This is a genomic window from Mesorhizobium sp. WSM4898, from assembly GCF_029625845.1.
Taxonomy (GTDB): domain Bacteria; phylum Pseudomonadota; class Alphaproteobacteria; order Rhizobiales; family Rhizobiaceae; genus Mesorhizobium.
Genome location: NZ_JARTVQ010000002.1, coordinates 465925 through 491636, shown reverse-complemented (window position 1 = coordinate 491636; position 25712 = coordinate 465925). Strand labels below are relative to the sequence as shown.

Here is a 25712-nt window from a genome sequence, read left to right as displayed (position 1 = left end):
GCATGGCAGACATCCGCAACACCTTCGTCGGCATCAAGTCGCCAAATCCGTTCTGGCTGGCTTCGGCGCCGCCGACCGACAAGGCCTATAATGTCGAACGCGCCTTCAAAGCCGGCTGGGGCGGCGTGGTCTGGAAGACGCTTGGCGAAGAGGGCCCGCCGGTCGTCAACGTCAACGGCCCGCGCTACGGCGCGATCTGGGGCGCCGACCGCCGGCTGCTCGGCCTGAACAATATCGAGCTGATCACCGACCGCGACCTGCAGACCAATCTGCGCGAGATGAAGCAGGTGAAGATGAACTGGCCGGATCGGGCGCTGGTCGCCTCGATCATGGTGCCTTGCGAGGAGGAAAGCTGGAAGGCGATCCTGCCGCTGGTCGAGGAGACCGGCGCCGACGGCATCGAGCTCAATTTCGGCTGCCCGCACGGCATGAGCGAACGCGGCATGGGCTCGGCGGTGGGCCAGGTGCCGGAATATATCGAGATGGTGGTGCGCTGGTGCAAGCAGTACACGCGCATGCCGGTCATCACCAAGCTGACGCCGAACATCACCGACATCCGCAAGCCGGCGCGCGCCGCCAAAGCCGGCGGCACCGACGCGGTGTCGCTGATCAACACCATCAACTCGATCACCGGGGTTGACCTCGACAGTTTCGCGCCGCAGCCGACCATCGATGGCAAGGGCTCGCATGGCGGCTATTGCGGCCCGGCGGTGAAGCCGATCGCGATGAACATGGTGGCCGAGATCGCGCGCGATCCGGAAACGCACGGCCTGCCAATCTCGGGCATCGGCGGCATCACAACCTGGCGGGATGCTGCCGAATTCATGGCACTCGGCGCCGGCAACGTGCAGGTCTGCACCGCGGCAATGACATACGGCTTCAAAATCGTGCAGGAGATGATCGCGGGGCTGGAGAACTGGATGGACGAGAAGGGCCACGCCTCGCTGTCCGACATCATCGGCCGCGCCACACCCAATGTCACGGACTGGCAGTATCTCAACCTCAACTATGTCGCTAAGGCGCATATCGACCAGGACGCGTGCATCAAATGCGGGCGCTGCCACATCGCCTGCGAGGACACCTCGCACCAGGCCATCACCAGCATGGTCGACGGTGTCAGGCATTTCGAGGTGATCGAAGCCGAATGCGTCGGGTGCAATCTTTGCGTCAATGTCTGCCCGGTCGAGGGCTGCATCACGATGGAACCGCTGGCCGCCGGCGTGCTGGATCAGCGCACGGGCATGCCGGTGTCGCCGGTCTACGCGAACTGGACGACGCATCCGAACAATCCGATGGCTAAGGTTGCCGCGGAGTAGGGAACACTTTTGAACGAATGCGGCGCCTTCGGGTGCCGTTTTTCGTTCCCGCTATTGAGATAAAAATTATCCATGATATAAACTATCCATGAATCGGAGTCAAAGATCGTGAAGCTGGGAGAGGGCGTCGAAGCGGCGATCCACTGCGCCGCCATGCTTGCCGGCGTCGACGGCAACAGCACCATGTCGGGCGCGGCCATGGCCGAGGCGTTCGGCCTGTCGCCGAGCTATCTCTTGAAGCATCTCAATCAGCTGACAACGGCGCGCATCCTGGAATCCGTGCCGGGGCCGGCAGGCGGCTACAGGCTGGCGCGGCCGGCCGAGCGGATCACGCTGCTCGACATCGTGCTTGCGGTCGAGGGCAGGGAGCCTGCCTTCCGCTGCGGCGAGATCCGCCAGCGCGGCCCGGTCAAGCTCGACGCGTCGGCCTATGTCAAACCGTGCGGCATCAATGCCGCGATGCTGAGGGCCGAGCGCGCTTATCGCGCCGCGCTTGCCGATGCAAAGCTCTCCGACATCGTCGCCGATTTCATGAACGACGCCGATCCCCGCACCGTCGCCGCAAGCTGCGCCTTCGTCGAACGCCATCAGCGGGCGCAGAAAGTTCAACAACCAAGCAAAGCGTGAAAGGTAAGAGAATGAAACAGAGGCTGCAGTTCTTCGCCAAGGCGCCTGAAATCATGAAGGCGGTGATGGCGCTCAACAAGGCCGTCGAGGAGTGCGGGCTGGAAGAAAGCCTGATGCACCTGGTCAAGCTCAGGGCTTCGCAGATCAATGGCTGTTCCTATTGTGTCGAGATGCATAGCCGCGAGGCAAGGCGAGATGGCGAAACGGAGCAGCGGCTTTATTTGGTCGCCGCCTGGAAGGAGTCGCCGCTGTTTTCCGAGCGCGAGCGCGCCGCGCTCGCCTGGACCGAGAAGGTGACAAACATCTCCGACAACGGCGTTCCGGACGATCTCTACGCCAGGACGCTGGAGCAGTTCTCCGAGGAAGAGCTGGTCAAGCTGACAGTGGTGATCGGCATGATCAACACCTGGAACCGGCTCTGCGTGTCGTTCCACGCCATCCATCCGATGCCGGCCGCCAAGGCTGCCTGATCATCCAAAGCCGCGCGGATCCGAAGACGGTTCCGCGCGGCTTTCATTTGCGAGATCAATGACATGTTTGAGAATCTTCAAAGCGAGATTCTGTTTGCCGCGCGCCTGCTGCTCGGCGGCGCCTTCGTCATTGCCCGGCCTGCGCAACGCCCAGCACAAGACCTGCTCATCCTGATGATGGCGGCACGCCGCGTGCCGGCAGGGCCGGCATTGTGGCTGGGCATGTCCTGCAGGTCGCTCCGGACTGCTGGTGATCGGCGTCTTGTTCACCGCGCTGGCGGCGGCAAGCCTGACCCTGTTCCTGATCGTCGCGACGCCGATGTTTCACAATTTCTGGGATCATCAGGGCCGGATCGCGCCTCACGCATAAACGGCTTCGTCGCCAATGTCGCCCTGGCCGCGGGTTCCTGGCGCGGGTTCTATGCCTGACAACTGCACTCGGATTCCGCGCAGTCGATGGCGCCGCGTTAATCGGTTTGTCGCGATTGTCCTGTATTAGCAAAAAACAGGTTCGCCCGTCGGAGCGTTCATGGAGCAGAACTGGACTGCATTCTGGGCACGCGTTTCGGATGCCTTCCACCAGGCGCTGGCTCCGTTCCGTGCAGTCGCGGGAGCCTTCGGCCAGCATCCGAGCGACATTCAGATATGGTGCTTTCTGTGCGGCGTCTTCTTCCTCGCGGTCGTCGCCATACAGACCTATGGCGACATCATGCTCAGGCGACGCGGCGCCTTTGCCACCGGCAAGGTGATCGGCATCGACAAGTCGAGCGACGGGCCGGACACGCCGATCATCGAATTCGCCGACCGACTGGGCAAGACCTGGCGTTTCTACTCGCACCTGCCGGTCAACAGAACGATTGGGAACGTCGGCGCAGCGGTCGAAGTGATTTATGACCCTCTCCACCCGAAGCGGGCGCGGGAAGTGGGCCGCCCGCTGATGAAGGCAGTCCACCTGGTTGTCTGGTATGCGGTCGTCGCCGGGCTGATGGTGCTGGCCTTCCTGCCCGGCCTCTTTTCCAATTGATCCATTCAGGCGGCGAAGCGCAAGCCGCCGTCGCAGGTCAGCACTTGGCCGGTCATGAAACCGTTGGACACCAGGAAGGCGATCGCGTCGGCGACGTCCTCGGCGCGGCCGATACGGCCGACCGGCGTCTTTCCGGCGTACTCGGCAAAGACCGCCTGCCGCTCTTCGCCCGATAGAAAAGCCCACCAGGGCGTATCGATGACGCCGGGGACCACTACGTTGACGCGCAGCGGCTTCAGTTCGACGGCCAGGATCGGGACTACGGTCAGAAGCATGCCGTTGATGGCGCCGATGCCGGCAATGCCGGGTGCTGCGATCTGCGCCGAGACGGCCGAAATGAAAGTGACCGATCCGGCTTTGTTCAAGGCCTGCAGGGCTGCTTGCAAGCAGCCTAGCTGCGGCTTGATCTTCTCGTCGACGCCGCCGCCGATGTCGGCAAGGTCGAGGGTCGCGAACGGCCCAAGGCCCTTGCCGCCGCTTGCGGCGAGAACGAGATGATCGAATGGGCCGAGACCATCGAAGAAGTGCCGGACCGCGTCCGGCTTGGTCGCGTCGAAAGCGGCCTTGCCGACGGTGCCGCCGAGGCTCTTCCAGGCGTTGTTCAGCTTGTCCTCGCTGCGGCCGGTGATCGTCACCTTCATCGTGGGGCTGAGCAGCCGTTTGGCTGTGGCAAGGCCAATGCCGGACGAGCCGCCGATGATGACGCAATGTTCGATGCTCATGAATGCTGTTCCTTGGATGTCGCGGAAGATTGTTCGGTCAGTTCGAGGCTGAGCGCCCGCAACCGGCTGCGGGCTTTTTCGTCATAGGCCTGGGCATCGGCGCGCGATTCCCGCTGGCCATCGAAATAGAGGCCGCTGCGCCCTTCGAGCGCCGGAGATATTGCCAAGTTGAGGATCGCGTCGGCGCCGGTCTCGACCGAGCTCCACGGTGTGATGCCGGCCTGCCGGACCATGGTGGTATCCATGTAGCTTGCTGGATGGAGTGCATTGACGGTGACGCCGCTGCCTTCGAGCTGCTCGGCCAGATCGATGGTGAACAAGATCTGCGCCAGCTTGCTCTGGCAATAGGCGCGCACGCCGCTGTAGCCGCGGGCCAGATTGATATCGTCGAAATCGATCGCCTGCTGGCCGGCGGAGGCGACATTGACGATGCGCGCCGGCGCGCTTGCCTTCAGCAAGGGCAAAAGCTCCGACGACAGCAGGAAGCCTGCGAGATAGTTTACGGCGAAGCGCATTTCGTAGCCGTCGGCGCTCACTTGCCTTTTTGCGCCTTCGCCGCCCGTGCCGACGCCGGCATTGCTGATCAATATGTCGAGCCGGTCGGTTCCTGCCCGCACGGCGTCGGCAAGGCGGCGCACTTCGGCGAGCGACGAAAGATCCGCAAGCAGAAATTCGGCGTTGCCGCCCTCGGCTTCGATGGCAGCGACTGTCGCCTTGGCGCGAGTTTGGTCGCGGCCATGCACCAGCACGCGGGCGCCGGCAGCGCCGAGCCTTTCAGCGACCACGCGGCCAACCCCGTCGGTCGAGCCGGTGACGAGAACGGTCTTATTCTTAAGTTCCATGTTCAGAACCTCCTTATGCTGCTCTGAACGAAGATGGGGCGCGGCGCGCAGGCCAAACAGTTCAATTTTTATCCTGGTATCGATACTGCTATAATAGCTGCATGGATGCCGTGCCCCATTCCCCTGACGACAGCCGCCGCCGCGAGCTCGGCGCTTTCCTGCGCTCGCGCCGGGAGCGGCTCTCGCCTGCCGACATTGGGATTGCGAGCGGCGCCAGGCGGCGTACGCCCGGGCTGAGGCGCGAGGAAGTGGCGATGATCGCCGGCGTCGGCACCACCTGGTACACCTGGCTGGAGCAGGGGCGGGACGTGCGGCCCTCGGTCGAGGTGCTGACCGCGCTCTGCGAGGCGCTGCGCCTGGACGCCGTCGAGAAGCGGCATCTGTTCATCCTTGCCGGCCGCCAGCAGCCGGAGCAGCGCGCGGCGACGTCTGAAAAGGTCGACGCCACACTGCTCCACATGCTGGGGAGCCTCGTCCTGCAGCCGGCTTATGTGGTTGGCCGGCGTTGGGACGTGCTCGCCTGGAATCCGGCGGCGGTCGCCGTCTTCGGTGACTATGGCCTGCTGGAGGGCGATGCCCGCAACATCGTCCATCTGGTGTTCACAAGCCCGCATCACCGCCGGCTGCTGGTCGATTGGGAAGAGCTTGCCCGCGTGGTGCTCGCTTCGTTTCGCGCGGAGAGCGCCAAATATGTCGGCGATCCGGATTTCGAGCGGCTGATCGCGCTGATGATGCGCTCAAGCCCGGAGTTCCGTGATTGGTGGCCGCGGCGGGACGTGGCGAGAAGGCTGACGGGCGTGAAACACGTCCGCCATCCCACAGCCGGCCCGATGGCTTTCGAGCATATGAGCCTGTCGATCGACGACGGCTCGGACATGCGGCTGATCGTCTACACGCCGTTGCCCGAGCAGAATACGATCGCCAAGCTCAAGAAGCTGCTGGAAGAGAAGCCCGCCGAACGGCGCAGCGCCTGATCTTCGCCCGACCTAAGCTTTCGGCTTCAGCCCATCGAGGAACAGTTGCTCCAGGAACCGGGCAGCATCCTCGAAGCGGCCGTCGCCGCCGCGGTCGGGGCCGAGCACGGCGCGCACCTGGACGTCGAAATCGGCGTAATGCTGCGTCGTCGCCCAGATCGAGAAGATCAGATGCCAGGGGTCGGTGCGGGCGATCTTGCCGGAGCGCATCCAGCCCTTGATGACGGCGGCCTTCTCCTCGACCAGCGTTTTCAGCTCGCCCTCCAGCATCGGCATGATGCGCGGCGCGCCCTGCAGGATCTCGTTGGCGAAGAGCCGGCTTTCGCGTGGAAAATCGCGCGCCATTTCGAGCTTGCGGCGGATGTAGCTTCTGAGCTCGGTCATCGGATCGCCGATATCGTCAAGCTCGCGGAGCGGCGCCAGCCAGGTGTCCAGCAGCCGCTGCATCAATGTCTCGTGAATGTCCTCCTTGCGGCGGAAGTAATAGAGAAGGTTCGGCTTCGACATGCCGGCGGCTTCGGCAATCTGGTCGATGGTCGAGCCGCGAAAACCGTTGGCGGAGAAGACTTCCAGCGCGGCTTCCAGGATGAGCTCGCGCTTTTCCTGCTGGATGCGGGTGCGGCGTGGAGCTGAGCCTTCCATCCTGTCCGTCATCCTTGCCGGCTGCTGCCGTGTGGGCACTCTGGACCAATTCTCTGGACCAGTTTTTCTCCGAGCCGTGGAGCGCGCTTTCGATGCCGCATTTCCGTTAGTAGTCCCTTGACCGCCGACAGGGCGGTGCTAACGTTTGTCCAACCGGTCAAAATTTTGCGTAGCACGAAAACGCAACGAAGACCAAGCCTTGGGAAGACCAAGCGTTAGCGCATAGAAACAGGTTACAAGGGGAAATCTTGGTCATGTCCAACCGGCTGAAAGTCACGCCGAACGATCTCAGCGCATTCTGGATGCCGTTCACGGCAAATCGGCAGTTCAAGCAGGCGCCGCGCATGTTCGTGTCCGCCAAGGACATGCACTACACGACGAGCGATGGCTGCAAGGTGCTCGACGGCACTGCAGGCCTCTGGTGCGTCAACGCCGGCCACTGCCGGCCGAAGATCACCGAGGCCATTCAGCAGCAGGCCGCCGAACTCGACTATGCGCCGGCCTTCCAGATGGGCCACCCGATCGTCTTCGAACTGGCGAACCGCCTGGTCGATATCGCGCCGAAGGGCATGGACCATGTGTTCTTCACCAATTCCGGTTCGGAGTCGGTCGAGACCGCGTTGAAGATGGCGATCGCCTATCACCGTGTCCGAGGCGAGGGCTCGCGCACCCGGCTGATCGGCCGCGAGCGCGGCTATCACGGCGTCAATTTCGGCGGCATTTCGGTCGGCGGCATCGTCGCCAACCGCAAGATGTTCGGCACGCTGCTCGGCGGCGTCGACCATCTGCCGCACACCCATCTGCCGGAGAAGAATGCCTTCTCGAAGGGCGTGCCTGAGCACGGCGCCGAATTGGCGAACGAGCTGGAGCGTCTCGTCACCCTGCATGACGCCTCGACCATCGCGGCGGTCATCGTCGAGCCGGTCGCAGGCTCGACCGGCGTCATCCTGCCGCCGAAAGGCTACCTGCAGAAGCTTCGAGAAATCTGCACCAAGCACGGCATATTGTTGATCTTCGATGAAGTGATCACCGGCTTCGGCCGTCTTGGCGCGCCATTCGCCGCCGATTATTTCGGCGTCACGCCGGATATCATGACGACGGCCAAGGGCGTGTCCAACGGCGTCATCCCGATGGGCGCGGTTTTCGTGAAGAAGGAAATCCACGACGCCTTCATGAACGGCCCGGAGCACATGATCGAGTTCTTCCACGGCTACACCTATTCGGGCAATCCGATCGCCTGCGCCGCGGCTCTCGGCACTTTGGACACCTACAAGGAAGAAGGCCTGCTAACCCGCGGCGAGGAGCTGGCGCCTTACTGGGAAGACGCGCTGCATTCGTTGAAGGGCGAGCCGCATGTCATCGACATCCGCAATATCGGCCTGATCGGCGCGATCGAGCTTGCGCCGATCGCCGGTAGCCCGACCAAGCGGGCCTTCTCGGCCTTCGTCAAAGCGTTCGAACGCGGCGCGCTGATCCGCACAACCGGCGACATCATCGCGCTGTCGCCGCCGCTGATCATCACCAAGGGCCAGATCAACGAACTGATCGACCATGTTCGCGATGTTCTGCGCTCGATAGACTAACTGCTCAAACCGCTCGGGCGGCGACGGGAACCGCCGCCCGACCGGAGACCTGAAATGAGAGGACTTTGAATGGCCGCCCCCGGCGAGAATCTGCGAATCAATTCAGACCGTTTGTGGGATTCCATCATGGAGATGGCGAAGATCGGCCCCGGCATCGCCGGGGGCAACAATCGCCAGACGCTGACCGATTCCGACAAGCAAGGCCGCGAACTGTTCAGGTCCTGGTGCGACGAGGCCGGGCTCACGATGGGCGTGGACCAGATGGGCACCATGTTCATGACGCGGCCCGGCACCGATCCGGACGCGCTGCCGGTCTATGTCGGTTCCCATCTCGATACCCAGCCCACCGGCGGCAAATATGACGGCGTGCTCGGAGTGCTCTCTGGCCTCGAGGTCGTGCGCTCGCTCAACGATCTCGGCATCAAGACCAAACATCCGATCGTCGTCACCAACTGGACGAACGAGGAGGGAGCCCGTTTCGCGCCGGCCATGCTCGCCTCCGGCGTGTTCGCAGGCGTTCACACGCAGGATTATGCCTATGCCCGCAAGGATCTCGACGGCCTGAGCTTCGGCGACGAGCTGAAGCGGATCGGTTGGGTCGGCGACGAGACGGTCGGCGCGCGCAAGATGCACGCCTATTTCGAGTACCATATCGAGCAGGGGCCCATCCTCGAGGCCGAGAACAAGCAAATCGGCGTGGTGACTCACTGCCAGGGCCTGTGGTGGCTGGAATTCACGCTGACCGGCAGGGAGGCGCATACCGGCTCGACCCCGATGAACATGCGCGTCAATGCAGGGTTGGCGATGGCGCGCATACTGGAGATGGTGCAGACGGTCGCGATGGAGAACCAGCCTGGCGCCGTCGGCGGTGTAGGCCAGGTGAAGTTCTCGCCCAACTCCCGCAACGTTTTGCCGGGCACGGTGATCTTCACTGTCGATATCCGCTCGCCCGATAAGGCGAAGCTCGACGGCATGCGCGCGCGCATCGAGAAGGAGGCGCCGAAGATCTGCGAGCCGCTCGGCGTGAAATGCGCCGTCGAGGCGGTCGGCCATTTCGATCCGGTGACCTTCGATCCGACGCTGGTCGGCCGTGTCCGCACCGCCGCCGAGAAGCTGGGCTACAGCCATATGAACATCATCTCCGGCGCCGGCCACGACGCCTGCTGGGCGGCCAAGGTCGCGCCGGCGACCATGGTCATGTGTCCCTGTGTCGGCGGGCTCAGCCACAACGAGGCCGAGGACATCTCCAAGGAATGGGCGGCGGCAGGCGCCGATGTGCTGTTCCACGCGGTGGTCGAGACGGCAGGAATCGTCGAATGACCGAATAGAAATCACCTCGAAAAAGCCGCTCGCAAAGAAGCGTGAAAAGATCAGGGGAACGGATATGACCAAAGTCATCAAGAACGGCACCATCGTCACCGCCGACCGCACGTGGAAAGCCGACGTGCTGATGCAGCACGGCAAGATCATCGCCATCGGCTCGAACCTGCATGGCGATCACGAGTTCGACGCCACCGGCTGCTATGTCATGCCGGGCGGCATCGATCCGCACACCCATCTCGAAATGCCCTTCATGGGCACCTATTCGGCCGACGATTTCGAATCCGGCACGCGCGCGGCGCTTTCGGGCGGCACGACCATGGTCGTCGATTTCTGCCTGCCGGCGCCGCAGCAGTCGCTGCTGGAGGCGCTGCAGATGTGGGACAACAAGACCTCGAAAGCTGCCTGCGACTATTCCTTCCACATGGCGATCACCTGGTGGGGCAAGCAGGTCTTCGACGAGATGGCCACCGTCGTCGACAGGGGCATCACCTCGTTCAAGCACTTCATGGCCTACAAGGGCGCGCTGATGGTCGACGACGACGAGATGTATTCCTCGTTCCAGCGCTGCGCCGATCTCGGCGCGCTGCCGCTGGTCCATGCCGAAAATGGCGACGTGGTCGCGGCACTCTCGCAGAAGCTGCTTGCCGCCGGCAATAACGGCCCCGAGGGGCATGCCTATTCGCGTCCGCCCGAAGTGGAAGGCGAGGCGACAAACCGCGCCATCATGATCGCCGACATGGCGGGCGTGCCGCTCTATGTCGTGCACGTCTCCTGCGAGCAGAGCCATGAAGCCATCCGCCGGGCACGCCAGAAGGGCATGCGCGTCTATGGCGAGCCGCTGATCCAGCACCTGACGCTCGACGAGAGCGAATATTTCAACAAGGACTGGGACCATGCGGCGCGGCGCGTGATGAGCCCGCCTTTCCGCAGCAAGTGGCACCAGGATTCGCTATGGGCAGGCCTGCAGGCCGGATCGCTGCAGGTGGTGGCGACCGACCACTGCTCCTTCACCACCAAGCAGAAGCGCAACGGCGTCGGCGACTTCACCAAGATCCCGAACGGCACCGGCGGCCTCGAGGATCGTTTGCCCGTGCTTTGGACCAGCGGCGTCAACACCGGCCGGCTGACGATGAACGAGTTCGTCGCGGTGACCTCGACCAACATCGCCAAGATCCTCAACATGTATCCGAAGAAGGGCGCGATCGTCGAAGGCGCCGATGCCGACATCGTCGTCTGGGACCCGAAGCGCAACAAGACGATCACGGCCAGGAACCAGCAGTCGGTGATCGACTACAACGTCTTTGAGGGCTTCGAGGTGACGGGGCTGCCGCGCTTCGTCTTTTCCCGCGGCGAACTGTCGATCGAAGAAGCGGACGTCAAGGCCAAGGTCGGGCACGGGGAGTTCGTGGCGCGCGAACCGAACGCCGCTGTCAACCGCGCGCTTTCGACCTGGAAGGAGATCAGCGCACCGCGCAAGGTGGAGCGCACGGGCATTCCGGCGACCGGAGTTTGAGCGTGCGCGCAACTCACCTTCTCGTCGTGGCAGCCGTGCTGCTGGCCGCCGGCCAAGCTTTCGCCGCCAGCATCGATCTCTCCAAGCCCTGGGGCAATAAATCCGGCTGCATCAACAAGAACGGCCAGGAGGTCTATGCCGAGGACATGCTGCTGTTGACCAGCGAGGCGTTCGTCACGGTCGCCAGCGCCTGCACCTTCACCGACAAGAGACCCCAGTCGGATGGCTCCCTCATGGTGACGGCGCAGTGCGAGGCGGAAGGCGAGGAGGGGCAGACGCCGGCCCAGTTCATCATCAAGCGCAGCGCCAAGAACGCCAAGAGACTGGTGATCGCCGACAAGGACGGCAACGCGATGCGAGAAGTCTCCCGGTGCAAATGACGGCGGTCCCGTCGACCTCAGACAACCAACGCATCCAGTTCCGGCATCAGGACCACGCTTTCCTGCTCGTTGGGATCGGTGCGGGCGATGACCGCCGAAGAGGGCGCACCGCTCAGATTGGCGGGCAGATGCGGAACGCCCGCCGGAATGTAGAACAGGTCGCCGGCCTTGACGACTTCGTGATGCTCGAGCCGGTCGCCATACCAGGTGTGGACCTCGCCGGAGAGCACATAGATCGCGGTCTCGTGGTTCTCATGCATATGCGCCTTGGCGCGGGCGCCGGGCGGCATGGTGAGAAGATGCATACAAATGCCGGAGGAGCCGACGGTTTCGGCGGCTATACCGGCGAAATAGCTCAAGCCTTGCTTGCCTTCATAAGTGCTTTCAGGGCGAACAAGGTGGCATGTGGGTTTAGGCGACATCGGCAAGGCTCCGGGCGTCGATCAAGTGGGACTGGACGAGTGGAAAGCAAGGCAATCGTAAAATCAACCGGATTCCGGCCGGCGCGGCAGCGGCTGCGAAAGACAGGTTTCTGCCGATGAGCGGACAGTCGCCAGCCGTCGTTTCGGCAAGCAAGCTCGGCCTCACCTTCCAGACCAATGACGGTCCGGTGCAGGCGCTGTCCAATGTCGATCTCACCATCGGCAAGGGTGAGTTCGTCTCCTTCATCGGCCCCTCCGGCTGCGGCAAGACAACCTTGCTGCGCGTCATCGCCGATCTGGAGAAGCCGACCTCGGGAACGATCTCCGTCAATGGGATTTCGCCGGAGCAGGCGCGCGAGAAGCGGGCTTACGGCTATGTCTTCCAGGCGGCGGCGCTGTTTCCTTGGCGCACAATCGAGCGGAATGTGGCGCTGCCGCTGGAAATCATTGGCCTCAGCCAGGCCGAGCAGGCGGAACGCATCAAGCGAACCCTCGAACTCGTCAACCTCTCCGGCTTCGAGAAGAAGTATCCCTGGCAGCTGTCCGGCGGCATGCAGCAGCGCGCCTCGATCGCGCGCGCGCTCGCCTTCGACGCCGATTTGCTTTTGATGGACGAGCCGTTCGGCGCGCTCGACGAGATCGTGCGCGATCATCTGAACGAACAGCTTCTCGAACTCTGGGATTCGACCAACAAGACGATCTGCTTTGTCACTCACTCGATCCCCGAGGCGGTCTATCTGTCGACCCGCATCGTGGTGATGTCGCCGCGGCCGGGCCGCGTCACCGACGTGATCGAATCCACCTTGCCCAGGAAGCGGCCGCTCGACATCCGCGAGACGCCGGAATTCCTGGCGATCGCCGCGCGCGTGCGCGACGGGTTGAGGGCGGGGCACAGCTATGATGATTGAGGGTGCTTGCCAGCGGACGGACACCCGCTGCTTCGACATCCTGGGGCGGAGCAAGCGCGAAGCCGCGCGCGTGGCGGGAGCCGGCCGCCGTGATTTCGTTATCCTAGGGTGGAGCGACGCGAAGCGGAGCGCAGACCCTAGGATCCATGCCGGGACGTCGACCGAAGGCCGTAAGCGGCTCAGAATACCCGACGAGCTGAGCGCGGCGCAGGGAGCCGTATTCTGCGCCACAGCGGAGCGTCGAGGTAACGGCATGGATCCTAGGGTCCGCGGCGGGCCGCTTCGCTCCTTGCTCCGCCCTATGATGACGAAAAACGCGCAGCGCCGCGTGCTGCCGTTGCGCCGGGGGAAGGCCCGCTAAATGGACTCCTTCCGTTCCAAGATCATCCCGGTCACGTCAATCCTCGCCGGCGTGGTGGTGCTCTGGTATGTCTTCGCCGTCATCCTCAATGCGCCGTTCCAGCGCGATCTCGACGCCAGAGCCAACGAAACCCCCGGCACGGTCGAATTCATCGGCAAGACATTATCGCAGCCGAAGCCGACGCTGCCGGCGCCGCACCAGGTGGCGGTGAACTTCTTCGAGAACACCTTCCTGCGCGGCATCACCTCGAACCGCAGCCTTGTCTACAATGCCTGGGTGACGCTGTCCTCGACGCTGCTCGGCTTTGCTTTCGGCACGGCGCTCGGCATCGTAATCGCCGTCGGCATCGTGCATGTGACGACGCTCGACCGCAGCCTTATGCCGTGGATCATCGCCTCGCAGACCATTCCGATCCTGGCGGTGGCGCCGATGATCATCGTGGTGCTGGCGGCCATCGGCATCACCGGGCTGATCCCCAAGGCGCTGATCTCGACCTATCTGTCGTTCTTCCCGGTTGCGGTCGGCATGGTGAAGGGATTGCGCTCCCCCGAGCTCATGCATCTCGACCTGATGCACACCTATAATGCCAGCGCCTCGCAGACCTTCTGGAAGCTGCGCGTCCCCGCATCGGTGCCGTTCCTGTTCACGTCGATGAAGGTGGCGGTGGCCGCGAGCCTAGTCGGCGCCATCGTCGGCGAATTGCCGACGGGTGCTGTCGCCGGAATCGGCGCCAAGCTGCTTTCCGGCGCCTATTACAGCCAGACGATCGACATCTGGTCGGCGCTGGTCGCGGGGTCGATCGTCGCGGCGCTGCTGGTCATGGTGGTCGGCATCGCCGGCCGCCTGGTCGACCGCGCCATGGGTGGGAGGCCGGCATGACCTGGCTGAAACCATCGTGGCAAGCGGTGCTGGCGATCCTTCTTTGCGTCGTCGCCTTCGCGCTCGGAGCGATGTCGACACCGGAAGCGGCGGCGCTCGCCGAGCCTGCCGCGACGGTTGCCTACCCATATATGGGCACCAAAGGCCTCATCCTCGGATTGCTGCTGATCGCGGCGCTGGTTTCAACGGTGAGACTCGCGCCACTTGTCGAAGCGGTTGTCCTGTTCGTCGGCGCTCATGTCGCAGCGCGGCTTCTGGTCAGGGGCATCGGAGGCTTCGAGGGCACGGCGCTGGCGCCGTACTTTCTGGTTCTCGCTGCCGCCTGGCTGCTTGCCTGGCGCTGCGTCGCGCTGTTGTCCTCGCTACGGACTGCAGCCAGCGGGGCCAAAACGGCGCTTCGCCTGATCATTCCGGCGATCTTCGGCGCCTGGATCCTGATCATCTGGGAAGCGGTGACGCGCGGCGCCGGCATTCCCTTCATCCTTTTGCCACCGCCGAGCGCCATCGGCGCGCGCATCGCCAACTCGCTGCCGATCCTGGGATCGGACGTGCGGCAGACGATCTTCAAGGCGGTGCTGATCGGCTACATCGTCGGCAATCTCGCCGGCTTCGTCGTCGCTATTCTCGCCGACCGTGTGCCGTTCCTCAGGCGCGGGCTGCTGCCGATCGGCAACATGGTATCGGCGCTGCCGATCATCGGCGTCGCGCCGATCATGGTGATGTGGTTCGGCTTCGACTGGCCGTCCAAGGCGGCGGTCGTGATCATCATGACCTTCTTCCCGATGTTGGTGAACACCGTCGCGGGGCTTGCCGCCTCCGGCCACATGGAGCGCGATTTGATGCGCACCTATGCGTCGGGCTACTGGCCGACCTTGCTGAAGCTGCGGCTGCCGGCGGCAATGCCGTTCATCTTCAATGCGCTGAAGATCAACTCGACGCTGGCGCTGATCGGCGCCATCGTCGCGGAGTTCTTCGGCACGCCCGTGGTCGGCATGGGATTCCGCATTTCGACGGAAGTCGGGCGGATGAACATCGACATGGTCTGGGCCGAAATCGCAGTTGCAGCACTTGCGGGTTCGGTCTTTTATGGCGTGGTCGCTCTTGTCGAAAGAGCTGTCACGTTTTGGCATCCCTCTGTCCGTGGTGGATAGGGGCGGTGGGTTTGGGTGCTAACTTCAGAGGGTAAAAACATGAAAAGACTGGTAATTTCTGCTCTGGCCGGGGCGATGTCGCTGGCCGCTTTCCAAGCGATGGCGGCCGACAAGGTGACGCTGCAGCTGAAATGGGTCACGCAGGCCCAGTTCGCCGGCTACTACGTCGCCAAGGCCAAGGGCTTCTACGAGGCCGAAGGGCTCGACGTCGACATCAAGCCGGGCGGGCCGGATATCGCGCCCGAGCAGGTGATCGCCGGCGGCGGCGCCGATGTGATCGTCGACTGGATGGGCGGCGCGTTGGCCGCCCGTGAAAAAGGCGTGCCGCTGGTCAACATTGCCCAGCCGTTCAAGAAAGCCGGCATGGAGCTGGTCTGCCCGAAGGACGGCCCGATCAAGACCGAAGCCGACTTCAAGGGCCACACCCTCGGCGTCTGGTTCTTCGGCAACGAGTACCCGTTCTACGCCTGGATGAACAAGCTCGGCCTCAAGACCGACGGCGGCAAGGACGGCGTCACCGTGCTGAAGCAAAGCTTTGACGTGCAGCCGCTGATCCAGAAGCAGGCGGACTGCATCTCGGTCATGACCTATAACGAGTACTGGCAGCTGATCGACGCCGGCTACAAGCCGGAGCAGCTCACCGTCTTCAACTATTCAGCCATGGGCAACGACCTGCTCGAGGACGGCCTCTACGCGCTGGAGAACAAGCTCAAGGATCCGGCCTTCGAGGACAAGATGGTGCGCTTCGTGCGCGCCTCGATGAAGGGCTGGAAATACGCCGTCGACAATTCGGATGAGGCGGCCGAGATCGTCATGGATAATGGCGGCCAGGACGAGAACCATCAGAAGCGCATGATGGGCGAAGTCGCCAAGCTGATCGACAATGCCGACGGCAAGCTCGATCCGGCCACCTATGAGCGCACCGCCAAGGCGCTGCTCGACCAGAAGATCATCGCGAAGGAGCCGTCGGGCGCCTATACGACCGCGATAACCGACAAGGCGATCAAGTAAGGTCGACCTCGCCAGTCGAGACTTAACGGGGGCGGGTGACCGCCCCTTTTTCTTTGCTGTGGTAAAATATCCGTGTGCAGGGATACAAGCGGCCTGCCAACCGTTGCAGTGGGGCATCCGCGCGCCGGGGGAGCCGCGGCGGGGCGGATGCGCGCCAGCCAAGGAGGTTCTCCAATGCGCATCCAATCATGGCCGATGCTTTCGGCCTTTGCTGTCTCGACTGCTTTGCTGCTCGCATCTTCGGCCTTGGCCGAAACTGTGAAGTACAATGCGACGCTCGACGGTAGCCAGCAGAGCCCGCCCGTCACCACCAAAGGCAAGGGAACCGCCACATTCACCTTCGACACCGCCAAGAAGAAGCTCAGCTGGAACGTCAAATATTCCGGCCTCAGCGGACCTGCGACGGCTGCTCACATTCACGGCCCGGCCGCGTCGGGTGAAAACGCACCTCCGGTGATCCCATTCAAGAAGCTCAAGAGCCCGATCAAGGGATCGGCGACGCTGACCGACGCGCAGGCAGCCGACCTCGAGGCCGGCAAGTACTACGTCAACGTCCACACCAAGGCGAATCCGGACGGCGAGATCCGCGGCCAGATCGAGAAGGCAGGCGGATCGATGTAGCGGAGTTTCCTGGCAGCAACGAGGGGGGCGACCGCCTCGTTCTGCCGGATCAGGACTTGTCGCGTATCTGTGTCAGCGTGCGGGTCGGCGTGATGGCTTCAGGATCGAGCCTGATCTCGACGATCGCCGGCTTGCCGCTGGCGCGTGCGCGCTCGAAGGCCGGAGCGAAGTCTTCGGTCCTTTCGACGGTCTCGCCATGGCCGCCATAGGCGCGGGCGAGGGCGGCGAAATCCGGGTTCTTGAGGTCGGTCGCCACGACGCGGCTCGGATATTCCCGCTCCTGATGCATGCGGATCGTGCCGTAAATGCCGTTGTTGACGACCACCACGATGATCGGCAGGTCGTATTGCACGGCGGTCGCGAACTCCTGCCCGTTCATCAGAAAACAGCCGTCGCCGGCAAAGGCGATGACCTCGCGATCCGGGTATAGGGCCTTGGCCGCGACCGCGGCCGGCGTGCCGTAGCCCATCGAGCCGGAAGTCGGCGCCGCCTGCGTGGCGAAGCGGCGGAAGCGGTGGAAGCGATGTACCCAGGTGGCGTAGTTGCCGGCGCCGTTGGTGAGGATGGCGTCTTCCGGCAGCGCCTTTTCCAGATAGGTCATGATCGGCCCCATCTGCACAGCGCCGGGGCCGGTCTGAGGCGGCGTCGACCATTCGAGATAGGCGGCATGCAGCTTTGCCGTCTCCGCCGCCCAACCGGGCGCGGCCGGACCTTTGCGTCTGGCGAAGGCTCGCACGAAGGCGGCGGGGGAGGCGTTGATCGCCAGGGTCGGCCGATAGACGCGGCCAAGCTCGCCGGCGTCGGCGTGGACATGCACCAGCATCTGGTCCGGGTAAGGGCTTTTCAACAGCGTATAGTCCGAGGACGGCATCTCGCCCATGCGGCCGCCGATGAGCAGCACCAGGTCTGCCTGCTTGACCGTTGCCGCCAGCTTCGGATTGATGCCGATGCCGACATCGCCGGCATAGTTCGGATGCAAGTGGTCGAACAGCATCTGGCGGCGGAAGGAGCAGCCGACCGGCAGTGACCAGGCCTCTGCGATACGGGTGACGTCCTGAACCGCTTGAATATCCCAGCGCGTGCCGCCCAGGATGGCAATCGGCCGTTTGGCGGCATTGAGCAGGGCCTCAAGCCGGTCGAGTTCGGCTTCACCAGGGCTTGTTTCGACCAGCGTATGAGCCAGCGCCGTTGGGGCCTCGACCTCGCTGGTCAGCATGTCCTCGGGCAGCGAGATGACAACTGGGCCAGGGCGGCCTGACGTCGCCACCGCGAAGGCGCGGGTGACGAATTCCGGGATGCGTGAGGCATCCTCGATCTCGACCACCCATTTGGCGATGTCGCCGAAGAAGCGCTTGTAGTCGACCTCCTGAAAAGCCTCGCGCTCCTTGGCGTGACTGGCGACCTGGCCGATGAACAGGATCAGCGGCACCGAATCCTGCATGGCGATATGAATGCCGGCCGAAGCGTTGGTGGCGCCGGGGCCGCGCGTGACAAAGCATATGCCGGGCTTGCCGGTCAGGCGCCCCTGGCAGTCGGCCATCATCGCCGCTCCGCCTTCCTGACGGCAGACGATGGTGCGGATCGACGAGTCATGCAGCGCGTCGAGCACCGCCAGATAGGATTCGCCAGGAACGCAGAAGATGCGGTCGGTGCCGTTCGCTTCGAGCGCCTCGACGATCAATTGTCCGCCCGTTTTCATTTTGCTGCTCTCTCCAGTTCGGCAAGGATTTCCTCAGTGTGCTCGCCGAGACGCGGCGAGGGGCGCTCATAGACGAGCGGCGTGCCGGACATCACCATCGGCGCACGTACCGAAGGCAGCAAATTGCCATGGCCGTCCTCCAGGTCGAGCTTCATGCCGCGCGCGATCGTCTGCGGGTCGGCGAACATCTGGCCGATCGTGTTGATCGGGCTTGCCGGCACGCCGGCCGCCTCGAGCTTCGCCAGCAGCGGATCGCGATCCCACGTGCTCAGCTTCTCGATGATCCGCTCGCGCAGCTTGGCGCGATTGGCGACGCGGGCGGGGTTGGTGGCGAAATCGGAATCGGCGGGCAACTCGGTCAGCCCGACCACTGCGCAGAACTTGGTGAATTGTCCGTCGTTGCCGACCGCGAGGATGATATGGCCGTCCCTGACCGGCAGCACCTCGTAAGGCGCGATGTTCATATGCGCGTTGCCCATCTGCACGGGCGACTTGCCGGAGACCAGATAGTTGAGATTCTGGTTGCCGAGCGCCGAGATCTGGCTGTCGAAGAGCGCCATGTCGATATGCTGGCCTTCACCGGTCCTTTCTGCGTGGCGGAGCGCCGCCTGGATGGCGATCACCGAATAAAGGCCAGTGAACAGGTCGGAGATGGCGACGCCCGCCTTCTGCGGCTCGCGGCCGACCTCGCCGGTGATCGACATCATGCCGGCCATCGCCTGGATGATGAAATCGTACCCAGCGCGGGGCGCGTAGGGCCCGTCCTGGCCAAAACCGGTGATCGAGCAATAGACGAGACGCGGGTTGATCCTCTTCAGGCTTTCATAGTCGAGCCCGTATTTCTTGAGACCGCCGAGCTTGAAGTTCTCGATCAGCACGTCGGCCGTGGCGACGAGGCGGCGGAGCGTGTCGGCGCCCTCGGGCTTGGAGAAATCGATGGCGACCGAGCGCTTGCCGCGATTGCAGGAATGATAGTACGCCGCCGAAAGGTTCTCGCCGTCATGGCTCATGACGAAGGGCGGGCCCCATTTGCGGGTGTCGTCGCCGCCGTGCGGGCTCTCCACCTTGATGACATCGGCGCCGAGATCGGCGAGCAACTGCCCGGCCCAGGGGCCTGCCAGGATGCGAGCGAGTTCGATGACGCGGATGCCTTTCAGCGGGGGTTCAGCCATGGATCACCGTGAAGGGTTGAAAGCGCAGCGTCTACCAACAGAGGTCGCCCCTGTCACGACCCATGCAATGGGCCAATGCCGCTAGGTTTCAGCGTATGATCCGCCCAGGCGGCGAAATCATTCATGATGATGTCGCGGTTGACCTCGTTCAGGCTCTCGTGGCGGGTGTCGGCGTAAACCTTTGAAACCAGATTCGAAAAGCCCATTTTGTCCATACGCCGGGCAAGGTGGTGAACCGCTTTGCCGTAGTCCGATGCCGGATCCTTCTCGCCGCCGATCAGATTGACGAAGAGGTCGCGGCGCACGCCGGCGAAGCTCGATTCCCTGCCGGCGTAGAGCGCCAAGTTGACCACATCGCGCCACATGGAGACCGAGGGATCCCAGCCGCAGAGCGGGTCGGCGATGTATTTGTCGACCTCGACCGGATCGCGCGACAGCCAGTCGAACAAGGTCCGGTGATTGGGCACGGCCTTGCCCCAGGCCTGGAAGGTCAGCTTGGGCAGCAGCCGAGATGGCACGTCGGAGCCCAGCCGCATCCTTTCCCAGCCCAGGATGGCCAGGGCCAGCTGGCCGAGCAGGCCTTGCGAGAAATTGCCGTTCCAGATCGCGGCGGCATGGACGCGACCGGAGTGGCGGAGCACGAAATTCAGCGCGATCGAGGCGCCGAGCGAATGTCCAAAAGCGATGACCGGCAATCCCGGATGATCAACGGCGATCAGATCATGCACCGCGCCGACATCGGCAATCACCTTGGCGATGCCGTCGGTATCGGCGAACCGGCCGAGCGGCGCATCGGGCGCCTTTGTCGCGCCATGGCCGCGATGGTCATGGGCGTAGACATGGAAGCCGCGCGCGCCGAGGAAGTCGGCAAAGCGGGCGTAACGCGCCGCATGCTCGGCCAAGCCGTGATTGATCTGGATGACGGCGCGCGGGGATAGTTGCGCATGTCTCACATAGAGGTTGAGGTCGGCCCCGGTCGGTGAGGCCAGCCTGGTCTGCTTGTCGAATGGCATGTCTCGCTCCCTTGGCGACTGATGGGCGAGGGCTTCGGCGGCGTCAAGAGAGCGCGATCCTTTCGAGCCATGTGGAGTGCGCTTATCGCTCTCCTGGGGATTATTTTCGCGCGACGACAAAGATCGCAATTCTGACACGTCGCCTGTTCTAATGTGCCGAATCCAATACGGTTCGATGATCGCCGGGAGAGCGGGAATGCGGGTTTGGCCAGTATGGGGTTCGGTTGTTCTGACCCTGGTTGGCGCCGGCGCGGCTCAGGCCGATGTGAAGATGAGCGGCACCTTCGTGGCCGACAGCGCCTGTCCGGCAACGCAAGCCATCAAGAGCGGCAAGAACTCCGGCAACGTGTCTACCCAAGCGGGACAGACCTATCAGCTTCTGGCAGGCAACAAGGACGAGCCTACCCATTATCTCATCCAGGTTCCTGGCGCCGATCCGGAGCGACGCTGGGTGAAGATCAACTGCGGCCATGTCATCGGCGGCAGCGCGTCCGCCACGCCCTCGCCGGCCGATCCGATGAAGCCGTCGCAACCTGGTTCCGGCAAGCCTGAATATGTGTTCGCGCTGAGCTGGCAGCCCGCATTCTGTGAGACCAAGGCCAACAAACCCGAATGCAAGGCGCAGAATCCCAACGAATTCGACGCTTCGCACTTCACGCTGCATGGGCTGTGGCCGCAGCCGAACGGCAATTTCTATTGCCAGGTGTCGGCGGGCGACAAGGCCAACGACAATCCCGCGCATTGGGGAGATTTGCCACCCGTCGAACTCGACGCCAACACGCGCGCCGAGCTCGACCAGATGATGCCGGGCACGGCGTCCAAGCTGGAGCGCCATGAATGGATCAAGCACGGCACCTGCTACGGCAAGAGCCAGCAAGAGTATTTCTCCGACGCGCTCAATCTGATGCGCGCGGTGAACGCCTCGCCGGTGCGCGATCTCTTTGTCAAAAACATCGGCAAGCAGCTGACATCGGAGCAGATCCGCAATGCCTTCGACCAGGCCTTCGGCAAGGGCGCCGGGGACCGCGTGCGCGTCTCCTGCCTTGTCGATCCGTCGAGCGGAAGGCGGTTGATCGGCGAGCTGACGCTCGGTCTCTCCGGTCCGATCGGCCCCGACAGCAAGCTCGCCAGCCTGCTGATCGCCTCGGCGCCGACGAGCAAGGCGGGCTGCCCGAAGGGCACGGTCGACGCGATAGGGTTCCAATAGGGCGCGTGCCAGGCCCCGATCTGGCCGCCGAACCGAGCATGATCGCCGGCTGGTGAAGATCGCGGCGTGCCGAAAGCGATTGCCGTTCGGCGCTTCATCGCCTACATAGCGCGCAACCCCACCCAATTCGACAGTTCAGTTTCAGGGAAAGCGCGCGTGGCTCGCCAGTTCATCTATCACATGTCAGGCCTGTCGAAGGCCTACGGCACCAAGAAGGTGCTCGACAACATCCACCTGTCCTTCTATCCGGACGCCAAGATCGGCATCCTCGGCCCCAACGGTTCGGGCAAGTCGACCATCCTGCGCATCATGGCCGGGCTCGACAAGGAGTTTCAGGGCGAGGCGTGGCTGGCCGAAGGCGCGACCGTGGGCTATCTCGCTCAGGAGCCGCAGCTCGACAACAGCAAGACCGTGCGTGAAAACGTCATGGACGGCGTCGCCAGGAAGACCGCCATCATCGAGCGCTACAACGAGCTGATGATGAACTATTCCGACGAGACGGCGGACGAGTCGGCCAAGCTGCAGGACGAGATGGACCGGCTGAACCTGTGGGATCTCGAGCAGCAGGTCGAGATGGCGATGGACGCCCTGCAGTGCCCGCCGGCCGATTCCGAAGTGACCAACCTGTCGGGCGGCGAGCGGCGCCGCGTGGCGCTCTGCCGGCTGCTGCTCGAGCAGCCCGACCTGTTGCTGCTCGACGAGCCGACCAACCATCTCGACGCCGAGACCACGCAATGGCTGGAAAAGCACCTGCGCGACTATCCGGGCTCGGTGCTGATCATCACACACGACCGCTACTTCCTCGACAACGTCACCGGCTGGATTCTCGAGCTCGACCGCGGCCGCGGCATTCCCTACGAGGGCAACTACACCAAATATCTCGATGCCAAGGCCAAGCGCCTGATCCAGGAAGGGCGCGAGGACGACGCCCGCCAGAAGGCGATCTGGCGCGAGCGCGAATGGATCCAATCCTCGCCGAAGGCGCGCCAGACCAAGTCCAAGGCGCGCATCAAGGCCTACGAGGAATTGGTCGAGCAGTCGCAGAACCGCAAGCCGACCGACACGCAGATCGTCATCCCGTCGAGCGAGCGCCTCGGCAATGTCGTCATCGAGGTCGAGGGCCTCAACAAGGGCTTTGCCGACGAGCTTTTGATCGAGGATCTGTCGTTCAAACTGCCGCCGGGCGGTATCGTCGGCGTCATCGGCCCGAACGGTGCCGGCAAGACGACGTTGTTCAGGATGATCACCGGCCAGGAAACACCGGATGCCGGCTCGATCCGCAAGGGCGAGACGGTGAAGCTCGGCTATGTCGACCAGAGCCGCGACGCGCTCGACCCGAACAAGACGGTTTGGGAAGAGATCTCGGGCGGCGCCGAGGTCATCAAGCTCGGCAAGCACGAGGTCAACAGCCGCGCTTACTGCTCGTCCTTCAACTTCCGCGGCGGCGACCAGCAGCAGAAGGTCGGCAATCTTTCCGGCGGCCAGCGCAACCGCGTGCATCTGGCCAAGATGCTGAAGGGCGGCGGCAATGTGCTGCTGCTCGACGAACCGACCAACGATCTCGACACCGAAACGCTGGGCGCGCTTGAAGATGCGCTCGAAGCCTATGCCGGTTGCGCGGTGATCATCAGCCACGACCGCATGTTCCTCGACCGCATGGCGACCCACATGCTCGCCTTCGAGGGCGACGCGCATGTCGAATGGTTCGAAGGCAACTTCGAGGAATATGAGAAGGACAAGCTGCGCCGCCTGGGCGCGGAGGCGGCAACCCCGCACCGCATGACGCACAAGCGGCTGACGCGGTAGCAAAGTCCATGAGCGGCGAACACATATGAGGTTCTGAAATGGCTGACTGGTCCGCCGCCCAATATCTGAAGTTCGAGGACGAGCGCACGCGGCCCGCGCGGGACCTGGCAGCACAAGTCCCGGTAGATTTCCCGCGCCGCGTCGTCGATATCGGCTGCGGTCCGGGCAACTCGACGGAGCTGCTGGTCGAGCGCTGGCCGGATGCGGAGGTCAGCGGCTTCGACACCTCACCCGACATGATCGAGAAGGCGAAGGCGCGGCTGCCCAACGTCAATTTCGAGCTAGCCGATGCTTCCGCCTGGCAGCCGGCACAGCCCGTCGACGTGATCTTCGCAAACGCGGTCTTTCAATGGCTGCCGGAGCATCCGGCGGTGTTCCAGCAGCTGATCGGGCTGCTCGCGCCGGGCGGCGCCTTGGCCATCCAGATGCCCGATAATCTTGGCGAACCCTCGCATCGGTTGATGCGCGACACCGCGGCCGAGATGCCGTTCTCGGCCAAGCTCAGGAGCGCCGCCCGCGCGCCGCTGCCCCCGGTTTCCTTCTACTACGATCTTCTGTCGCCGCTCGCCGATCGCGTGGATATCTGGCACACGATCTACAATCATCCGTTGGCCAATGCCGAAGCGATCGTCGAATGGGTCAAGGCGACGGGGCTGAAGCCGTTCCTCGATCCGCTCGACGCGGACGAGAGAAAGACATTCCTCGAAAGCTACACCGCAAAGATCGCAAAGGCCTATCCGAAGACGGCGACCGGCAAGGTGCTGCTGCGCTTCCCGCGCATCTTCATCATTGCCAAGCGGGCCTGACCGTTTCCGGTCAACTCATCGCGATAGCCGGAACTGCGATTTAGGCTGGCATAAACCGGCCAAATGCGACAAGGGTAGCGCGCTCCGGCACAAAGGCCGTGCCTCGGACGGATTGGACATGCATCGCGTCATCATCAGCGGCATCGGCGCCGAAATCCCCGAGCCTGTCATCACCAATGAAGAGCTGGTCGAAAGCTTCAACAGCTGGGTCGACACCGAGAATGCGCGCCGCGCCGTCACAGGCGAGACGCTGCTGCAGAAGTCGGACAGCGACTTCATCGTCCATGCGTCGGGCGTGCAGACCCGCCATGTGATCGAACGCGAAGGCATCCTCGATCCAACCCGCATGGCGCCGCGCATTCCGGCCCGGCCGGACGACGCGCTGTCGCTGCAGGCGGAGTTCGGCATCGCTTCGGCCAAAAAGGCCATCGCCCATGCCGGCGTGGAAGGCTCGGATATCGATCTGGTGATCTGCTCGGCCTCGCATCATCAGCGGCCTTATCCGGCGATCGCCATCGAGATGCAGCAGGCCCTGGGCACCAATGGCGCCGGCTTCGACATGGGGCTCGGCTGCTCTTCCGCCGCGGCGGCGCTGCACATCGCGGTCAACCTGGTCAGGGCAGGGGCGCACAAGCGCATCCTGGTGTCGACGCCCGAAATCATCACCGGCCATCTCAACTTCCGCGACCGGCAGACGCATTTCATCTTCGGCGACGCCTCGGTCGCCATGATCGTCGAAGGGCTCGACCAGGGCGAGAAGCGGCCGGGACGCTTCGAGGTGCTCGACACGCGCACTTGGACGCAAATGTCGAACAACATCCGCACCAATCTCGGCTACCACACCCGCACTGCCCAGGACGATCCCTACCAGATCAACCTCGAGGGCAATCTGATCAAGCAGGTCGGCAACAAGGTGTTCAAGGAAGTCACGGTCGCGGGCCACAAATTCATCGTCGAGTTCCTGGCCGAGCATGGTCTGGCGCCGCAAGGCATCCGCCGCTTCTGGCTGCATCAGGCCAATGCGCGCATGAATGCGATGATCCTGAAACTCGCCTTCGGCCATGATGTCGACCATGACCGCGCGCCGATGGTGCTGGAGCGGCTCGGCAACACGGCGGGCGCCGGCGCCATCGTGGCACTGTCCGAAAATCATGCGGACATGAAGGCCGGCGATTTCGGCCTGCTCTGCGCCTTCGGCGCAGGCTATTCGATCGGCGGCGCGCTGCTGAGGATGTTGTAA

The 25712-nt window shown here is 63.5% G+C and carries 26 protein-coding genes; 18 read left to right on the top strand and 8 right to left on the bottom strand.

Features of this window, described 5'->3' with window-relative positions; genetic code table 11:
- Window positions 1–2 precede the first annotated feature (2 nt).
- The 3 genes from preA (at window position 3) to P9228_RS09815 (ending at window position 2413) form a co-directional block, all read left to right on the top strand.
- Window positions 3–1316 carry an NAD-dependent dihydropyrimidine dehydrogenase subunit PreA gene (preA, locus tag P9228_RS09825; RefSeq protein ID WP_095828934.1) on the top strand — a complete coding sequence of 438 codons (1314 nt, stop codon included), beginning with the start codon at window positions 3–5 and terminating at the stop codon, window positions 1314–1316.
- A 108-nt stretch (window positions 1317–1424) separates the two neighbouring features.
- The gene (locus tag P9228_RS09820) at window positions 1425–1943 is read left to right on the top strand and encodes an Rrf2 family transcriptional regulator (protein WP_067328950.1); all 519 of its coding nucleotides are present in this window, start codon (window positions 1425–1427) and stop codon (window positions 1941–1943) included.
- Between the two features lie 11 nt (window positions 1944–1954).
- Window positions 1955–2413: a carboxymuconolactone decarboxylase family protein gene (locus tag P9228_RS09815; protein WP_067328952.1), complete on the top strand. Its 459-nt coding sequence runs from the start codon at window positions 1955–1957 to the stop codon at window positions 2411–2413.
- Here the strand turns inward: P9228_RS09815 and P9228_RS09810 are convergent, their stop codons facing one another.
- On the bottom strand, window positions 2414–2572 hold the full coding sequence (locus P9228_RS09810) for a hypothetical protein (RefSeq protein WP_278054087.1): 159 nt from the start codon (window positions 2570–2572) through the stop codon (window positions 2414–2416). It lies immediately after the preceding gene.
- A gap of 370 nt (window positions 2573–2942) precedes the next feature.
- Here P9228_RS09810 and P9228_RS09800 point away from each other — a divergent pair, with 370 nt between their 5' ends.
- Entirely contained in the window at window positions 2943–3437 is a 495-nt protein-coding gene (locus tag P9228_RS09800) for a DUF3592 domain-containing protein (protein ID WP_278053210.1), read from the top strand.
- A gap of 5 nt (window positions 3438–3442) precedes the next feature.
- Here P9228_RS09800 and P9228_RS09795 read toward each other — a convergent pair whose 3' ends face one another.
- Entirely contained in the window at window positions 3443–4159 is a 717-nt protein-coding gene (locus tag P9228_RS09795) for an SDR family oxidoreductase (RefSeq protein ID WP_278053208.1), read from the bottom strand.
- Window positions 4156–5001 (bottom strand): SDR family NAD(P)-dependent oxidoreductase, encoded by an 846-nt coding sequence (locus P9228_RS09790; RefSeq protein ID WP_278053207.1) that lies wholly within the window; start codon window positions 4999–5001, stop codon window positions 4156–4158. Before P9228_RS09790 ends, P9228_RS09795 begins: the two co-directional genes overlap by 4 nt.
- 101 nt (window positions 5002–5102) lie before the next feature.
- Between P9228_RS09790 and P9228_RS09785 the strand changes: the two genes are divergently transcribed.
- Window positions 5103–5975 carry a helix-turn-helix transcriptional regulator gene (locus P9228_RS09785; RefSeq protein WP_278053206.1) on the top strand — a complete coding sequence of 291 codons (873 nt, stop codon included), beginning with the start codon at window positions 5103–5105 and terminating at the stop codon, window positions 5973–5975.
- 12 nt (window positions 5976–5987) lie between these two features.
- Here P9228_RS09785 and P9228_RS09780 read toward each other — a convergent pair whose 3' ends face one another.
- Window positions 5988–6617 carry a TetR family transcriptional regulator C-terminal domain-containing protein gene (locus P9228_RS09780; protein WP_067329152.1) on the bottom strand — a complete coding sequence of 210 codons (630 nt, stop codon included), beginning with the start codon at window positions 6615–6617 and terminating at the stop codon, window positions 5988–5990.
- Window positions 6618–6871: 254 nt separating this feature from the next.
- Here P9228_RS09780 and P9228_RS09775 point away from each other — a divergent pair, with 254 nt between their 5' ends.
- The 4 genes from P9228_RS09775 (at window position 6872) to P9228_RS09760 (ending at window position 11416) form a co-directional block, all read left to right on the top strand.
- Complete coding sequence (locus P9228_RS09775; protein WP_278053205.1) at window positions 6872–8200, top strand: aspartate aminotransferase family protein; 1329 nt, start codon at window positions 6872–6874, stop codon at window positions 8198–8200.
- A 69-nt stretch (window positions 8201–8269) separates the two neighbouring features.
- Window positions 8270–9520 carry a Zn-dependent hydrolase gene (locus P9228_RS09770; RefSeq protein ID WP_278053204.1) on the top strand — a complete coding sequence of 417 codons (1251 nt, stop codon included), beginning with the start codon at window positions 8270–8272 and terminating at the stop codon, window positions 9518–9520.
- Window positions 9521–9584: 64 nt separating this feature from the next.
- The gene (gene hydA / locus P9228_RS09765; RefSeq protein ID WP_278053203.1) at window positions 9585–11036 is read left to right on the top strand and encodes a dihydropyrimidinase; all 1452 of its coding nucleotides are present in this window, start codon (window positions 9585–9587) and stop codon (window positions 11034–11036) included.
- Between the two features lie 2 nt (window positions 11037–11038).
- Window positions 11039–11416, top strand: a complete 378-nt coding sequence (locus tag P9228_RS09760; protein WP_278053202.1) for a hypothetical protein — start codon at window positions 11039–11041, stop codon at window positions 11414–11416.
- A gap of 17 nt (window positions 11417–11433) precedes the next feature.
- Here the strand turns inward: P9228_RS09760 and P9228_RS09755 are convergent, their stop codons facing one another.
- Entirely contained in the window at window positions 11434–11844 is a 411-nt protein-coding gene (locus P9228_RS09755; RefSeq protein ID WP_278053201.1) for a cupin domain-containing protein, read from the bottom strand.
- Window positions 11845–11954: 110 nt separating this feature from the next.
- On the opposite strand from P9228_RS09755, the gene P9228_RS09750 reads away from it, so the two are divergent.
- The 5 genes from P9228_RS09750 (at window position 11955) to P9228_RS09730 (ending at window position 16769) form a co-directional block, all read left to right on the top strand.
- Window positions 11955–12746 (top strand): ABC transporter ATP-binding protein, encoded by a 792-nt coding sequence (locus P9228_RS09750; protein ID WP_066990627.1) that lies wholly within the window; start codon window positions 11955–11957, stop codon window positions 12744–12746.
- A 361-nt stretch (window positions 12747–13107) separates the two neighbouring features.
- Entirely contained in the window at window positions 13108–13986 is an 879-nt protein-coding gene (locus tag P9228_RS09745) for an ABC transporter permease (protein ID WP_095802394.1), read from the top strand.
- Complete coding sequence (locus P9228_RS09740) at window positions 13983–15137, top strand: ABC transporter permease (protein ID WP_278053199.1); 1155 nt, start codon at window positions 13983–13985, stop codon at window positions 15135–15137. Before P9228_RS09745 ends, P9228_RS09740 begins: the two co-directional genes overlap by 4 nt.
- Window positions 15138–15176: 39 nt before the next feature.
- Window positions 15177–16148, top strand: coding sequence for an ABC transporter substrate-binding protein (locus tag P9228_RS09735; protein ID WP_066990642.1), 972 nt, complete (start codon window positions 15177–15179; stop codon window positions 16146–16148).
- A 174-nt stretch (window positions 16149–16322) separates the two neighbouring features.
- Complete coding sequence (locus P9228_RS09730) at window positions 16323–16769, top strand: CHRD domain-containing protein (protein ID WP_127243160.1); 447 nt, start codon at window positions 16323–16325, stop codon at window positions 16767–16769.
- Between the two features lie 49 nt (window positions 16770–16818).
- Here P9228_RS09730 and P9228_RS09725 read toward each other — a convergent pair whose 3' ends face one another.
- From P9228_RS09725 to P9228_RS09715, 3 genes are read right to left on the bottom strand one after another with little or no spacing between them, the layout of a single operon-like run.
- Window positions 16819–18468 (bottom strand): thiamine pyrophosphate-binding protein, encoded by a 1650-nt coding sequence (locus P9228_RS09725; RefSeq protein ID WP_278053197.1) that lies wholly within the window; start codon window positions 18466–18468, stop codon window positions 16819–16821.
- Window positions 18465–19640: a CaiB/BaiF CoA-transferase family protein gene (locus P9228_RS09720; RefSeq protein ID WP_278053195.1), complete on the bottom strand. Its 1176-nt coding sequence runs from the start codon at window positions 19638–19640 to the stop codon at window positions 18465–18467. The genes P9228_RS09725 and P9228_RS09720 overlap by 4 nt, the downstream gene beginning before the upstream one ends.
- Before the next feature lie 53 nt (window positions 19641–19693).
- The gene (locus tag P9228_RS09715; protein ID WP_278053193.1) at window positions 19694–20653 is read right to left on the bottom strand and encodes an alpha/beta hydrolase; all 960 of its coding nucleotides are present in this window, start codon (window positions 20651–20653) and stop codon (window positions 19694–19696) included.
- A gap of 196 nt (window positions 20654–20849) precedes the next feature.
- Here P9228_RS09715 and P9228_RS09710 point away from each other — a divergent pair, with 196 nt between their 5' ends.
- The 4 genes from P9228_RS09710 (at window position 20850) to P9228_RS09695 (ending at window position 25712) form a co-directional block, all read left to right on the top strand.
- Window positions 20850–21860: a ribonuclease gene (locus P9228_RS09710; RefSeq protein WP_278053191.1), complete on the top strand. Its 1011-nt coding sequence runs from the start codon at window positions 20850–20852 to the stop codon at window positions 21858–21860.
- Window positions 21861–22016: 156 nt separating this feature from the next.
- On the top strand, window positions 22017–23666 hold the full coding sequence (gene ettA, locus P9228_RS09705) for an energy-dependent translational throttle protein EttA (RefSeq protein WP_067328984.1): 1650 nt from the start codon (window positions 22017–22019) through the stop codon (window positions 23664–23666).
- Between the two features lie 38 nt (window positions 23667–23704).
- Window positions 23705–24472, top strand: coding sequence for a trans-aconitate 2-methyltransferase (tam, locus tag P9228_RS09700; RefSeq protein ID WP_127216251.1), 768 nt, complete (start codon window positions 23705–23707; stop codon window positions 24470–24472).
- Between the two features lie 118 nt (window positions 24473–24590).
- Window positions 24591–25712 carry a beta-ketoacyl-ACP synthase III gene (locus tag P9228_RS09695; RefSeq protein ID WP_095824938.1) on the top strand — a complete coding sequence of 374 codons (1122 nt, stop codon included), beginning with the start codon at window positions 24591–24593 and terminating at the stop codon, window positions 25710–25712.